Genomic DNA, 13,143 nt, shown 5'->3' on the forward strand with positions numbered 1-13,143 from the left:
TTTTCACTCCGTTCTAAGCTTTTGAGTCGAATAAAGAAAGCCGTTTTGTCCCGCCTGTCTGATTTGACTGCTGCTCTTTTCCATAATTCGAACCGCTTTCTTTCGGAAGGAGCATATCAAATGTAAGCGAGATAAATTGAAGCGACTGAAAAGTCAGCTGCTTATTCAAATCGTTCACATCCTTTAAACGGATGACGAGCTGTGAGAGCTTGGCATACAGCTGTTCCAGCACCTTTTTCTCGCCGCCCGCAGCTCTGCTGATACATGCGCTGATGGTCGCGTCCGAGCTGCCGATACAGCTTTTAGTTGCTTCAATGCGGGACTGCTCCGTTTGTTCAATGGCTTGCACATACTTTTGTTCTTTCGTCACGATTTCTGAAAGTGCCTTTATTTCGTTCGTCTTCAGCGCCTCCGTTTTTTGTTCCGACAGAGACAGCAGATGTTCATGCAGCACGCATAAGCGCTCCAGCTCTTCAATCACCCGTTTCACTGAACTGACTTCCTCCTTTTATTGCTGTTTATAAAAATTAACCATTTTTTCAGCTATGCCTTTGCCGTCCACTTTGTATGTTCCATTCTCCACGGCTGCTTTCAGCTGGGCAATTTTCTCCTGACGCTCCTTCATTAAATCAGGGCCTTTTTGCAGCTCCTTTGCTTTCGCAGAAATCTCAACTTTATCTTCCGGCTGTGCTGCAGCCTGGGAAGAAGCTGTTTGTTTTTCAAATGATTTATGATAAGGATTAACAGGTTGTGTTCCATATTGGTTGATCTTCATGGGATTCCTCTCACTTTCCGCCATAGTTATCTATGATCATACTCATTTTATCGTCTGAGCTTCAAGTTAGTTTAGGGAATCAGTCATTTTTAGGATTAAAGGTATAGTACGTGCCTTTAGAACTATTTCTCTTCTCTTTTTCAAGCTGCTCCAGCTGGTCCAATTGACTCATTTGCGATGCTAAATCTTGATCGCATGACAGGCAATAACGCCCCTCCCGAATAAGTGTGCCGCACCTTTCGCACGGATAGCCGAGATTCGGAAAATTGGAGATTTGAATGCGTTTCTGTCTGATGAACTTCAATATTAACTCTTCTTCGACACCTGTTTTTTCTACGATCTGAAACATTGTAGACTGTCGGTTTTCTTGTTTTTTCAGAAATTTATAAACGGTTTCAAACGCACGTTCTTCTTCTTTCAAGCATGAAACGCAAACGGTTTGAAAACTGCTTTTCATAAACAATGCATTACATCTTGGACAATTCGCCAATTGACTCATAAATTTTGACCCCTATCCTTAAATTCTATCTTTTATATCGGCAGGGAAAAAAAATGATTTAGCTTCGAATTAATGTAAATGATGATACAGATTTTGCCTCACCGGATGTCATCAGACAAGCAGCGGCATGATGAAGGGTCGCCCCTGTCGTATACAAGTCGTCGATCAATATGATATCCAGATTCTTTACCGATCCCTTTTCGGTTCTAAAAACCGTTTTGGGCTTGATCCGTTCTTTTCTGCTTTTTTTGGATTGTTTTTCATTTTCGATTCTGATCAAAGGATGCATAACGGGTTTTTTTAATAAGGAAGCAAGCCTCTCCGCCTGATTGAATCCCCGCTCCGCTTTACGTTCTTCACTGAGTGGTATCGGAACTAAAACAGCTGGAGTGCGGCGGTAATATTGGTGGAAAGCATTGATAAATAAAGGAGCAAAAGCGAAGACCAGTTCAGCATCACCTCTGAACTTAAAACGGGCAAGGACTTCTTTCATGAAGGTATTGTAGATATAGACAGAGCGGTTTTGCCTCAAAAGAGAGCGGGTTAACGGATCAGCTTCCCATTTTAGGCAGTCACCGCAAAGTTCTTCGCTCTCTTGGGGGCGCCCGCACTTAGGGCACACCGTTCTTCCTTCGATCCTGATAAAATTGTCTTTACATGCCCTGCATATTTTCTCTTCTGATCGTAAAAAGAATAAAGCGCGCCATGAAAGAGAATGTAAAAGAGGCGCTTCACAAATTAAACAATGCAGTTCATTTCCTCCCTTTTCGATTGCTTTCGCAAAGCGGGTTGTCATTCACCTTTCTGGCAGCTTCAGCCAAGGTGACGAGCATTGATGTATTTTTTTGTTTGTCAACGAGCTCTGCTTTTATGTAAGTCAGCTTCGACTCATCTGTTACATATTGCGGTTTTACTGCATTTAAAGCCAAGGCGAGCACATCCTCTCTGCACCTGCTGCACTTACAGCTCATGTGCAGCTGTTCGATATACTGATCAAACAACTCTTCCAAAACAGCCTCTTTAGCATTGACTAGCATCCGGCACCGCTCCTCATTTTATATTCATAGGTATACTTTACCATGAATATCAGACTAGTCAATCAACATTTCCTTTTTAGACAGTTTATTCATATATTGAATATGACGTCGTGCCGCATTCATCGACTTTGTCCTACCGTGATGAAAGAAACAGACGTCTCCATCTGTGTGCTCAGGATGCCTGCCGGCTCTGCCGGCCATTTGGACAAGAGCGCTTTCCGAAAAAACAGCCGACTCTGCCCCCAATACTCCAACCTGTGCTTTTTTGACGGTTACACCTCTTTCCAAAATCGTTGTCGTCACGAGCACCTCAAGCTTACTTTTCCTAAACCGGTTCACTTTTTCATTTCTCTCAGGGTCTTCGGCATAGACTCCTTCTGCGCGAAATGTTTCCTTTTTCAGCAGACTGACCACGGTTTTAAGAACAGGGATAGAGGGAACAAACAGAAAAACCGGATGCTGCAGTTCCTGGTGCTTAAAAAGCCATTTTTTGAGGCGTAAAGGAACTTTTCTTCGTTTCAAACCCCTTTCCCAATTTCCGCACCAAATCAATGTAGGTTCAGGCAGCGGGCTGCGGTGGAATCTTGCGGGAATACGGACGGTGTGCAGCTTTCCGCTCTCAGCCCTTTTCTTCATATCTCTAGAAGGCGTGGCGGTTAAATAGATATGTGCGCTTTGCCGTTTTGCCGATTTTTTAACAGCGTATTGCAGCGTATTATCAATAGAATACGGAAAAGCATCCACTTCATCTATGATGATCACGTCAAATGCTTCTTTATAGCGGAGCAGCTGGTGGGTAGTTGAAATGACAAGCGGCGAGAGAGTTCCAACGTCTGGGCTTCCTCCGTATAAAGCGGCGATTTCCATCCCGGGAAAGGCGTGGCGAAACCGCGGTTCAAGCTCAAGCACAACGTCTGTTCTCGGAGTGGCGATACATACTCTCAAACCGTTGTTCAGCGCGAATTCGATCCCTTGAAAAAGAAGTTCCGTTTTTCCCGATCCGCAAACCGCCCAGATCAACAGCTCTTCTTTCCTGCGTATAGCATCGATAATAGATTTTGCCGCTTTTTCCTGACCGGCTGAAAGTACGCCTTTCCACTCCGTGTAAACAGGCGCCCATTCATGTCTGCCATGTCCACGCCAAGTCAACAGAGACGTACACTCGCTCACCCTGCCCATCATGACACAGGCTCGGCAGTACACGCAGCATTTATTGCACCTATAGCAAGGATATCGAGCGAAACAGAAGCGCTCGTGCTGGCCGCACCTCAAGCAAACAAAGCCTCTCTTCGTTTTTTTAATGCCTTCCTCCGTTTTTATCAGGCCTTCTTGGATATGCCAATCAATGACAGGTTCCGGAAAAGAAAGTTCGCTTTTCAGAAGGTGGCGCTGCTCCAAACATGACCGCAATTCACAGGAATAGGATGCCGGATGTTCGATGTGAATCACCTCCAATCTGCCATTCAGTATCTATCATCCATGTTTTCTTGTAAAACAGTCAAAATCTTAAAATCTCCCTCAAAAACCGTAGAAAAAGAAAAAATCTCCGTTTTGCAAAACGGAGATTGGCTTTTATACTGTATACCAGGCGATACCCATTGCTCCTTCACCAAGGTGGGTGCCGATCACAGGCCCGAAATAGCTTTTATAAAATTCGACATGTGCGTATTGCTGCGACAATTCTTCGATTATTTGATCGGCTTCTTCTTCACGGTTGGCATGAATCACAACCGCTCTCAACGGCTTTCCTTTTTCGGCATCTTCGCCAAAAAGCTCAAATAAACGGTTCATCGCTTTTTTTCTCGTCCGGATTTTTTCGAAGGGAACGATCAGCTTGTTCTCAAAATGCAAAATCGGCTTTACTTTTAAAAGGCTTCCGACAAAAGCCTGGGCGCCGCTCAGGCGTCCTCCCCTTTGCAAATGCGAAAGGTCGTCAACCATAAAATAAGCCCTCATTGAGGTTTTCATATGATCCAAGTGGCGAATGATTTCTTCCGGAGCCGCTCCTTTTTCCGCCATCTCAGCCGCTTCGATCGCATAAAAACCTTGAGCCATGCAGCTGATTTCTGAATCAAACGGATACACTTTAATTCCTTCAAGCATACCGCGTGCTGATACAGCGCTGTTGAATGTTCCGCTGATGCCGCTGGAAAGGTGGATGCTGATGACCGCATCATATGTTTCCCCGAGTTTTTCATAGAGAGAAATCAGCTCGCCGTATGCGGGCTGGGAAGTCGTCGGGAGATTTTCGTGAGCTTTTACTTCTTTGTAATAGTCCTTCCAGCTCATATCGATTTCTTCCCTGTATGAAGTCTCTCCAAAGATCACATTGAGAGGTATCATATAAATATTGTAGCGCTCACGCAGGTCTTTAGGTATATATGCCGTACTGTCTGTTACTACTGCTGTTTTCATGAAATAAACCTTCCTTATGAAAGATACTCTTTTCTATTCTAAAAGAAAAAGCAGCTTTTTTCATTATAAAGTTTGATTTTCTGCTAAAAGAAAAGACCTGCCTTATGGCAAGTCCACCTTTATCTCATTTCTACCCAGCCATTTTTAATGGCTACAACGACAGCCTGCGTTCTGTCGTTTACATTCATTTTTTGAAGGATGTTGCTGACATGGTTTTTAACCGTTTTTTCACTGATAAATAATGATTCGCCGATTCCGCGGTTGCTTTTTCCGTCCGCCAGCATCTGCAGAACCTCGCATTCCCTTCTGGTAAGAATGTGAAGAGGTCTCCGGATTTCCGGATACACTTCATGTTGAGCGTGAGATGATACACCGCTTGTTGCAAGACGGCGGAATTCATTCACAAGATTATGAGTAACCTTAGGATGCAGATAAGATCCGCCTTCAGCCACAACTTTCACGGCTTCGATCAGCGTGTCGGCATCCATTTCTTTCAGCAGATAGCCGCGGGCTCCTGTTTTTAATGCATGTGTAACATAGTTTTCATCGTCATGGATAGATAAAATAATAACCTTTGATTCCGGATACAAGTCGACCAGTTGTTTTGTCGCTTCTACGCCGTTTACATTCGGCATATTAATATCCATGATTACCACATCAGGATGGTAGTGCTCGACAATGCGAGCCGCTTCATCTCCGTCGTCTCCTTCGGCCACTACCTCAAAGGTAGGTTCGAAATCCAAAATCCGTTTGACACCTTCACGGAATAACTGATGATCGTCAATAATTACAATATTTACTTTAGTCACAAGCTACGCCTCCCCATTCTCATTGTTAAACACACCGCTTTTATGGTCAATATGTCTTTTGTCTCTATTTTACAATTATCTTTACAAAGACAGCGGAACTTTAATCAAAATAAATGTCCCAAGACCTATTTTCGAATCGATTGTCATTGAACCTTCGAGCAAATCGACTCTTTCTTTCATACCTAGCAGACCGAAAGATTTGTTCTTCTTGCCTTTAACTTCTTTTAAGTCAAAGCCGTTTCCATTGTCTTTGATAATCAACGTCACAAAATCTTTTGTCACTTCTACTTTAACATGAATCTCAGTTGATTCGGAGTGTTTTAAGGCGTTTGTCACTGCTTCCTGTGCAAGCCGGAAAAGTGCAACCTCAAACCGCGGTGCTATTCTTCTATCTTCGGATTCTCCGATGCATTGGAAATGGATCTTTGCTTTTCCATGATAATCTTCGATCGTGTTCAAGTATTTTCTGAGCGTCGGTATCAATCCCAAATCATCTAAAGCCATCGGTCTTAAATCATAAATGATTCTTCTGACTTCATAAAGAGCATTTCTGACGTTTTGCCGGAGGTTTCTAATTTCCTGAAAGCCTTCTTCTGTTCCTTTGTCTCTGAAGATGCGTTCGATCAGCTCAGATCTCATCATGACGTTGGCCAGCATTTGCGCAGGGCCGTCGTGGATTTCCCTTGAGACCCTTTTTCTTTCTTCCTCTTGGGCTTCGATGATCCGCAGTCCGAAATCCTGTTTGGCCTGCGCATCTTCTAGGAGAACGCCAACCTGGCGCAGATCCTGATTTAAATAGTTTAAGACGACGGTAATCTGGCTGACAAGCCCTTCTGAACGCTCGATGATTTCCTGAAGCCCCAAAAGGCGCCGTTCCAGATCATCACGCTTCTCTCTCAGCTGCTTTTCACGCTGCTGGATCATCGTCAGTTCAACCTGCAGTTTGTGGGCTTTTTCATAAGCTTCGCGAATCTCTTCTTCACTGAATTTATGAAAGTTTCTGCTGACCTCAGACAAGCGGTTTCGCGCATGGCGGGCATGCACTTCCAGCCTGTCTCCAAGATCGATGACTTCGTTGACCTGCTGTTTAATCTGCTTCAGCTCTTCTACCAAGCCTTCATATTGCTGACGGGACTGCTCTCCGATTTGAAAGACCTCATCCTTGCTCCCATCAACCGTTTTTAACATCTTCATAATGATTGAATCTAAAACTTTGGAGTCCATTTTGGAAACACTCACCCATTTTCCCTCCGTAACAGCATTGTCATTTACTTTTATCATAAATTTCATTGAACTGAAATTCGTGTCGAATTATAATGAAAGAATGCGTATTCTGGTTTTTTGGTCTTTTTATGGTTACCGATCCATTTCTATTTAATCATAACAAAATACGCGCCAAAATTCTAAGTCTGTTCGATTTTTAGGAGAACAGCCGCATGGCTTGTCAGGAGGTAAGCAGGCATGCTGCAAAGTTATCTCACTGTTGCAGGTGAAGGGACCCATGAAATCGTGATTGAAAAATCCCGGTTTATATGTCACTTGAGCCGCGTCAGTACTGAAGAAGAAGCACAGAACTTTATCAATCACATAAAAAAGCAGCATTGGAATGCGACGCATAATTGCTCGGCTTACGTCATAGGAGAAAATGATCAAATTCAAAAAGCGAATGATGACGGAGAACCGAGCGGGACAGCTGGAGTTCCGATGCTTGAAGTTTTGAAGAAACGCAACCTTAAAGATACGTGCGCCGTTGTGACGAGGTATTTCGGCGGTATTAAACTCGGCGCTGGAGGGCTGATACGGGCTTATGGAAAATCCGTGTCAGAGGGGCTGAACCATGTCGGCGTTGTCGAACGAAAGCTGATGCGGGTGATGCACACGACAGTGAACTATACATGGCTCGGCAAGCTTGAAAACGAGCTTCGCGAGTCCCCTTATCAAATAAAAGACATTCATTATGCCGACGATGTCGAATTTGAAACGTATGTGAAGGAAAGTGAAAAGCAGGCATTTACGGAATGGATAACCGAATTAACAAATGGCAAGAGTGAGAATAGAGAAGGCATTCAAGTTTATTTGGAAGAAGCTTTTAACAATTAAAGGAGAATTATTATATGGCTGAGCGTATTAAAGTGAAAGTGCGAAAAAAAAAGAATAAAAAGAGAAAGCTGATTAAACGGTTTATAGTCCTTATGCTGCTCGCACTTCTCGTAGTCGGCGGAGTGGGCATATATAAAATTATTAACACGATTTCCGCTGCTGACGGCACTTATGATGAGCTTGAACGCGGAGAGAAGTCAAAGCTCAGGGACGATGTCGTTAATATTCAAAAAAAGCCGTTTTCGATTCTTTTTATGGGAGTTGAAGATTATTCGACAAACGGCGAGCACGGACGGACGGATTCCCTGATTGTCGTGACGCTCGATCCTAAAAAGAAGTCGATGAAAATGCTGAGCATTCCGAGGGACACAAGGGTGCATTTGGCCAGTGACACAGCCGGCACAAAAACAAAAATAAATGCGGCCTATGCAAAAGGCGGCAAGGATGAAACAATCGAGACGGTAGAGGACTTCCTCGGAATCCCGATCGATTACTATGCCACAGTCGATTTTGACGGGTTCAAAGATGTCATCGATGAAATCGGCGGAATCGATATTGACGTCCCGTTTGATTTCAGCGAAAAAAGCGATGTCTCCAAATCCAAGAGAATCTATTTTAAAAAAGGGAACATGCATCTAAATGGAGAGGAAGCTCTTGCCTACGCAAGGATGAGAAAACAGGATAAGCGGGGAGATTTCGGGAGAAACGACAGACAAAAGCAAATCTTAAAAGCCGTTCTTGATCAAATCTCAAAACCGCAAAACCTCGCTAAAATTGATAAAATAGCCCAAAAAGCAAGCAAAAACATTCAGACAAACTTCAAAATTACACAGGCTCTGGCGCTTCAGCAAATCTACAGCGGCTTTGCTGGTGATGATATAAAAACATTAAACATCACAGGAAAAGATCTTACGATCGCTGATGTTTACTACTTTGAGCCTGACCAGCAAAACCTTGCAAACGTGCAAAATGAATTGACCCATCACTTGTACCCGGACTCAACCGCTGATTCAAGCGGAACATCGTCTGAATCTTCCGCAACCGCTGACGGGACAGACAGCTCAGCTGAATCGTCTGCTGCTTCTTCTTATTGATTGGCTCTGTTGAATGTGAAATTCATAATCGAATAAAATGAAGGGGAACTCTTTATATATTAAGGGTTCCCCTTTCTTTTGAAAAAGACAATTGATTGATAACACTTTGTTTTAAATAGTTATACTGTTTTTCGTTGGTATCTGAGAATGCCTCGTTTCTATTTGAGGGAACATCCATATACAGGATGTCTTCTTTGAATTGGGAAATTGTTAAATCATATCTTTTACCATTGATAACATTATAAAAATGCCACCCTTCAGGCAGCTTTGTTTTTCTTATTTCTCCACCTAATAGATCATTTACGATTAAGGCGGTTACGCCGCATTGTCCCTTCGCAGGGTTATCCTGACTCCATTTTGAACTTGAATCTGAAGACCAGGATTTATAGAGTGCTTTCATAATTTGTTCGATCTGTCCAAGGTGATGATCATCCATAAAAAATCCTCCTTCTCATAGAGTTTTAGTTAATCAACCAACCGCTTGTGAGGCTTCCTGAGTTGCAGCAATAATAAAACCCCTGGAATCCAGGGGTTTTTGTGCGCATTAATTCCTCTTCACCATCCGCCTGTAAAACTTCGTAAAGGGCTTGTACTGCTCATTTACAAGGCCTGTCACTTCTGCGATGATCTGCATGAACAGGATTAAGCCGAAGATGATGAAGATGGACACCCAGAGCGTCGCGGTTTTTAAAAGAATGGCGCTCAGGCTGAAGACGATGCCAATTAAATAAATAACGATGACGGCTTTCCGATGGGACAGGCCAAAGGCCATCAGCCTGTGGTGAATATGCGATTTGTCGGGCGCCGAAATCGGCTGTTTGTTTAAAATCCGCCTGATGATCGCGAATGTCGTGTCAAATATCGGCACTCCTAATATAATGATTGGAATGACGACGCTGAACAGGGTCACGCTTTTATACAGTCCGAGAAGCGACAGAACCGAGATCACATAGCCCAAGAAGAGCGAGCCCGTGTCTCCCATAAAAATTTTCGCCGGGTGGAAGTTATAGAACAGAAAGCCGATCGTGCTTCCGATGACAACCAGCGACAGAGAGAAGATCAAGATTTTATCGGCAGAAAAAGCCATGACGGCAATCGTCGAAAGGCCGATGACGGATATACCCGCAGCCAGTCCGTCCAATCCGTCGATTAAGTTGATGGCATTGGTGATCCCGACGATCCATAAAATCGTCAGAGGGTATGCGAGCCACCCCAAATCAAAGCGAAGATCCCAAAATGGAATCGATAAAAATTCCATTTTCAAGCCTGTACTGACGATGATGCAGGCTACTAATATTTGAACGATAAATTTAATTCTCGCGCTTAAATTGTGTTTGTCATCTACAATGCCCAAAATGACAATCATAAAAGCACCGAGTGTAATTGCTGTTATTCTGTTTTCATAAAGGCCTCCGGCAAGCGAACCGGTCAATACTCCTATAAAAATGGCTAAACCGCCCATTCTCGGCATTACTTTATCATGTATCTTTCGTTTATCCGGCTGATCCACGACCCCGGATTTGATTGCTAGACGTTTGACAAGCGGAGTAATAATTAAAACAGTAATGAGAGAGACAAAAAACGCAAGTACAGTGCGTTCATAAGACATAAGGAAGTCTCCTTTTTAAATGAAGTCTGGTCGTATTAAAGATCATACCTTTTCATTATACAATTTCATTATTTATTATAACAAGCTCCAGCCAAAAGAAACATCATGAATTAATATCCCCCGCCGCAAATTATGCATCTTTATTCAAGTTCAATTTATCAAGCATCGATAAAAATAAATGATGCCAGTCTCTTTCATGTGCGATCTTTCTGCGCAGTTCCACATGGGAGACATCATCATGCGCAAGCTCCAGCTCTTCACACAGCGCTGTAAATTCAACGGGGTCGTTTCCTGTTAGATGACGGTAAACGTGTTCCTGTTCAACCTTTTTTGTTGAAGGAAGGTTCATACCGGCGACAGGCTTTCCGGCAGCCAAAAATTCAAACAGCTTTAAAGGGAATACCGCATTATTATATGGCGACGGTTTATACGGCATGATCCCGATATCCACTACATTCATATAAGCCGGTACTTCCGACGGCGCAGCGGGCCCCGTCCAAATGACATTTTCTTCTTCAAGAAGCGCTTTAAAATCTTCATCTCCGTTTGTCCCGTCAGGACCGACAAATAAAAACGTCCACTCTTTTTTGGTTTTGGCAGCTTCTTTGATGAGCTTAAAATCGAGCTTCGGCTTAATTCCGCCGATAAAGCCGAGGACGGTGCCTTCCCTTCCGTTCAATACATCGGCTTTTTGCTTATTTTTCGCAAACAAGCTGTATTCCACACCATTTTCGATTGTAAAAACCGGCTTTGTCTCTCCTTGAAGCCGGTCTGCTACGTTTTGGTGCAAATATTCGGAAGTGCAAAAAATCATATCGGCTGCATTGATGATTCTGCCTTCGGCTTCAGAAATGACCTTTTGCCTGAATCCTGAGACAAGGCTTTTTTTTCCGCTGATCGGTGCCGCCCACAGGTCACTGCAGTCATAGATGACCTGATCCCACTGATAAAGTGATGACAGCAGCGGAAAACCGGGGAATGTGTACCATAAGCACACCTTTTCCCCCTGAACGTCTTCTTTCAGCCGGTCAAGCAGCGGCTTCAGCTTGCTTTTATAAAAAACATCCTTGTAGCGGGCAAACCTGAATATTTTCTTTTTCAAAAAATCTTTGACTGCAAATTGCTTGATTCCGTTGTCAAGCAATGTAAATGTCTCTCGGGAAGGATTTTCAGACGGACAGACCCAAATGACTTCCTTCGTCTCCTTGCGGCCAGCCAAAAACTCAGCAAGGCGGTGCCTTCTGTACCTTAGCTGATCCTGTCCCCATTCACCTGTCGCTACTATGACGTGTATGACTTGATCTGCTTTCACTTTCAATCACCTTTTCTGTCAATGCCGTTATAATCTTTTCATGACTGCGTTCTTAGCGTAATGGAAAAAGCACCATGTCGCTTTCATCAAGTGAAGGCGTTCGATTTCCCTGTACACATACCAGGTTTTTCGCGCCGCCTTCCACTTGTTTCTGGAGATCGATGTTTCAACGATGCGGTATTCGGCGAGGGGTTCGTTCAGACCGAATGCCTTGAATCCTCGCTTTAATACGGACAGCCATGTCGCCAAATCCTGACGGGTTCTGATATTCGGCATCCGGATATCACCCGTTTGCTCTCTGTCAATCATTACCGTCAAACAGCCGATAATCGTATTTTTTAATACATCATCATATGTAAGGCTGACGGGTGCATGAATGGTTTTATGAAGCGGTTCGCCGTCTTGGCTGATCAGCTCGTATGCCGTAAATGTGAAAGCGTGCTGATGCTTCCTCATAAAGGCAAGCTGCTTATCCAGCTTTTCTGCTTTCCACACATCATCGCTGTCCAAAAAGGCGACATAGCGCCCTTCGGCTTTGCTGAGCGCTGCATTTCGAGCCGCTGCAGCGCCTTGATTTTCTTTCAGAAAAATGGCATGGATCCGTTCATCATCTTCTTCATAGCGCTTCAAAATGTCTCTTGTCCCATCTGTTGAGCAATCATCGGCAATGATCATTTCCCAGTCGGAAAACGTCTGATTTAAGACGGACTGAATGGTTTTTTCGATAAATTCCTCCGCGTTATAGGAAGGCGTAATGACAGAGATTAAAGGTTTTTGCCTCGTCATGGTCCTGATCCACATCCCCAATTAAAAATTTAACGTTCTCTGAATACTTCCGGAACGACAATGATAAAAAACGACAGCGCTAAACCGATCAGTACGCCTAATACCGCTCTTTTTTTAGGCGACATGCCGGCAGCCTGGTTATCCAGCACGATCAAAGGCTCAATTTCTTCAGCAGCCTTCATGTCGAGCCTGCTTGTTTCAAGCTCATACAAAAACCGCTGTTTATCAACTTTGGAATCAGCGCTGACTGTTTCGCCTTCAAGCGCCTTTATATTCTTTTCGATGACTTCTTCCCTTTTTGAAAACAGCGCCTTATCGCCTTTCATATAGGCATCTTTAACTTTTCCTAAAGTATCCAATGTTTTCTGTTTGTCAGGCCCTGTATAACTTAAGTTAAAAAGTGAATCCGTTCTGATTTCAATCGCCAGATCGTCTTTCAACTGCGCCAGATCCTCTTCCGGCATATCCGGGAAAATGTCCTTTAAAAAGGCTTCGTTTTTCAACAGCAGCGGCACCTGCTTTGCATTGTTGTACTTCGCTTCTCCATAGTTCCCGGTTGATATCGTTACAGTAGCCGTGTAATCGGACGGAGCAACGCTCCCCTTCGGCATAAAATAGCCGACAAGACCAAGAATAAGAGGAAGCGCAATAATCGCCACAATAAACTTTTTCACTCTACCAGCAATACGTTTGATTAAATTCATCAC

General features: G+C 43.7%; 16 protein-coding genes. 2 read left to right on the forward strand and 14 right to left on the reverse strand.

All coding sequences use genetic code 11. The annotated features are described in order from the left end of the window. Nucleotides 1-13 precede the first annotated feature (13 nt). The 9 genes from MHH76_RS18815 to MHH76_RS18855 form a co-directional block, all read right to left on the reverse strand. Nucleotides 14-490 carry a flagellar protein FlgN gene (locus MHH76_RS18815; protein ID WP_023856391.1) on the reverse strand — a complete coding sequence of 159 codons (477 nt, stop codon included), beginning with the start codon at nt 488-490 and terminating at the stop codon, nt 14-16. A gap of 18 nt (nt 491-508) precedes the next feature. Next, on the reverse strand, nt 509-775 hold the full coding sequence (flgM, locus tag MHH76_RS18820) for a flagellar biosynthesis anti-sigma factor FlgM (protein ID WP_020453113.1): 267 nt from the start codon (nt 773-775) through the stop codon (nt 509-511). 79 nt (nt 776-854) lie between these two features. Next, a complete protein-coding gene (locus tag MHH76_RS18825; RefSeq protein ID WP_020453114.1) occupies nt 855-1,274 on the reverse strand; it encodes a TIGR03826 family flagellar region protein in 420 nt (139 codons plus the stop codon). Nucleotides 1,275-1,332: 58 nt separating this feature from the next. Beyond that, the gene (locus tag MHH76_RS18830) at nt 1,333-2,070 is read right to left on the reverse strand and encodes a ComF family protein (RefSeq protein WP_026580174.1); all 738 of its coding nucleotides are present in this window, start codon (nt 2,068-2,070) and stop codon (nt 1,333-1,335) included. Next, nucleotides 2,027-2,311, reverse strand: a complete 285-nt coding sequence (locus MHH76_RS18835; protein ID WP_020453116.1) for a late competence development ComFB family protein — start codon at nt 2,309-2,311, stop codon at nt 2,027-2,029. The genes MHH76_RS18830 and MHH76_RS18835 overlap by 44 nt, the downstream gene beginning before the upstream one ends. Nucleotides 2,312-2,365: 54 nt before the next feature. After that, complete coding sequence (locus tag MHH76_RS18840; protein ID WP_020453117.1) at nt 2,366-3,760, reverse strand: DEAD/DEAH box helicase; 1,395 nt, start codon at nt 3,758-3,760, stop codon at nt 2,366-2,368. A gap of 123 nt (nt 3,761-3,883) precedes the next feature. Continuing rightward, on the reverse strand, nt 3,884-4,726 hold the full coding sequence (locus MHH76_RS18845; protein WP_020453118.1) for a DegV family protein: 843 nt from the start codon (nt 4,724-4,726) through the stop codon (nt 3,884-3,886). Nucleotides 4,727-4,845: 119 nt separating this feature from the next. Next, on the reverse strand, nt 4,846-5,535 hold the full coding sequence (degU, locus tag MHH76_RS18850) for a two-component system response regulator DegU (RefSeq protein WP_003185730.1): 690 nt from the start codon (nt 5,533-5,535) through the stop codon (nt 4,846-4,848). 81 nt (nt 5,536-5,616) lie between these two features. Continuing rightward, the gene (locus tag MHH76_RS18855; RefSeq protein WP_020453119.1) at nt 5,617-6,774 is read right to left on the reverse strand and encodes a histidine kinase; all 1,158 of its coding nucleotides are present in this window, start codon (nt 6,772-6,774) and stop codon (nt 5,617-5,619) included. 222 nt (nt 6,775-6,996) lie between these two features. On the opposite strand from MHH76_RS18855, the gene MHH76_RS18860 reads away from it, so the two are divergent. Both MHH76_RS18860 and MHH76_RS18865 read left to right on the forward strand, forming a co-directional pair. Continuing rightward, nucleotides 6,997-7,635, forward strand: coding sequence for a YigZ family protein (locus MHH76_RS18860; protein WP_023856394.1), 639 nt, complete (start codon nt 6,997-6,999; stop codon nt 7,633-7,635). A gap of 14 nt (nt 7,636-7,649) precedes the next feature. Continuing rightward, complete coding sequence (locus MHH76_RS18865; RefSeq protein ID WP_020453121.1) at nt 7,650-8,729, forward strand: LCP family protein; 1,080 nt, start codon at nt 7,650-7,652, stop codon at nt 8,727-8,729. Nucleotides 8,730-8,781: 52 nt separating this feature from the next. Here MHH76_RS18865 and MHH76_RS18870 read toward each other — a convergent pair whose 3' ends face one another. From MHH76_RS18870 to MHH76_RS18890, 5 genes are all read right to left on the reverse strand, one after another. Then, nucleotides 8,782-9,165 carry a hypothetical protein gene (locus tag MHH76_RS18870; RefSeq protein WP_020453122.1) on the reverse strand — a complete coding sequence of 128 codons (384 nt, stop codon included), beginning with the start codon at nt 9,163-9,165 and terminating at the stop codon, nt 8,782-8,784. 108 nt (nt 9,166-9,273) lie between these two features. Beyond that, the gene (locus MHH76_RS18875; protein WP_020453123.1) at nt 9,274-10,338 is read right to left on the reverse strand and encodes an MraY family glycosyltransferase; all 1,065 of its coding nucleotides are present in this window, start codon (nt 10,336-10,338) and stop codon (nt 9,274-9,276) included. A gap of 130 nt (nt 10,339-10,468) precedes the next feature. Then, nucleotides 10,469-11,656, reverse strand: coding sequence for a glycosyltransferase family 1 protein (locus tag MHH76_RS18880; protein ID WP_230631857.1), 1,188 nt, complete (start codon nt 11,654-11,656; stop codon nt 10,469-10,471). Between the two features lie 21 nt (nt 11,657-11,677). Next, on the reverse strand, nt 11,678-12,436 hold the full coding sequence (locus MHH76_RS18885) for a glycosyltransferase (RefSeq protein ID WP_026580179.1): 759 nt from the start codon (nt 12,434-12,436) through the stop codon (nt 11,678-11,680). A 29-nt stretch (nt 12,437-12,465) separates the two neighbouring features. After that, nucleotides 12,466-13,140, reverse strand: coding sequence for a hypothetical protein (locus tag MHH76_RS18890; RefSeq protein WP_035337789.1), 675 nt, complete (start codon nt 13,138-13,140; stop codon nt 12,466-12,468). Between the last annotated feature and the right edge of the window lie 3 nt (nt 13,141-13,143).

It is taken from the genome of Bacillus sp. FSL L8-0193 (assembly GCF_037976065.1).
Lineage (GTDB): Bacteria > Bacillota > Bacilli > Bacillales > Bacillaceae > Bacillus > Bacillus paralicheniformis.

Excerpts from the sequence above, each read along its gene's own strand:
- MHH76_RS18835 (WP_020453116.1), bottom strand. The coding sequence starts at position 2,311 with ATGCTAGTCAATGCTAAAGAGGCTGTTTTGGAAGAGTTGTTTGATCAG.
- MHH76_RS18875 (WP_020453123.1), bottom strand. The coding sequence starts at position 10,338 with ATGTCTTATGAACGCACTGTACTTGCGTTTTTTGTCTCTCTCATTACT.
- MHH76_RS18830 (WP_026580174.1), bottom strand. The coding sequence starts at position 2,070 with ATGACAACCCGCTTTGCGAAAGCAATCGAAAAGGGAGGAAATGAACTG.
- MHH76_RS18825 (WP_020453114.1), bottom strand. The coding sequence starts at position 1,274 with ATGAGTCAATTGGCGAATTGTCCAAGATGTAATGCATTGTTTATGAAA.
- MHH76_RS18845 (WP_020453118.1), bottom strand. The coding sequence starts at position 4,726 with ATGAAAACAGCAGTAGTAACAGACAGTACGGCATATATACCTAAAGAC.
- MHH76_RS18865 (WP_020453121.1), top strand. The coding sequence starts at position 7,650 with ATGGCTGAGCGTATTAAAGTGAAAGTGCGAAAAAAAAAGAATAAAAAG.
- flgM (WP_020453113.1), bottom strand. The coding sequence starts at position 775 with ATGAAGATCAACCAATATGGAACACAACCTGTTAATCCTTATCATAAA.
- MHH76_RS18890 (WP_035337789.1), bottom strand. The coding sequence starts at position 13,140 with ATGAATTTAATCAAACGTATTGCTGGTAGAGTGAAAAAGTTTATTGTG.
- MHH76_RS18885 (WP_026580179.1), bottom strand. The coding sequence starts at position 12,436 with ATGACGAGGCAAAAACCTTTAATCTCTGTCATTACGCCTTCCTATAAC.
- MHH76_RS18870 (WP_020453122.1), bottom strand. The coding sequence starts at position 9,165 with ATGGATGATCATCACCTTGGACAGATCGAACAAATTATGAAAGCACTC.
- MHH76_RS18860 (WP_023856394.1), top strand. The coding sequence starts at position 6,997 with ATGCTGCAAAGTTATCTCACTGTTGCAGGTGAAGGGACCCATGAAATC.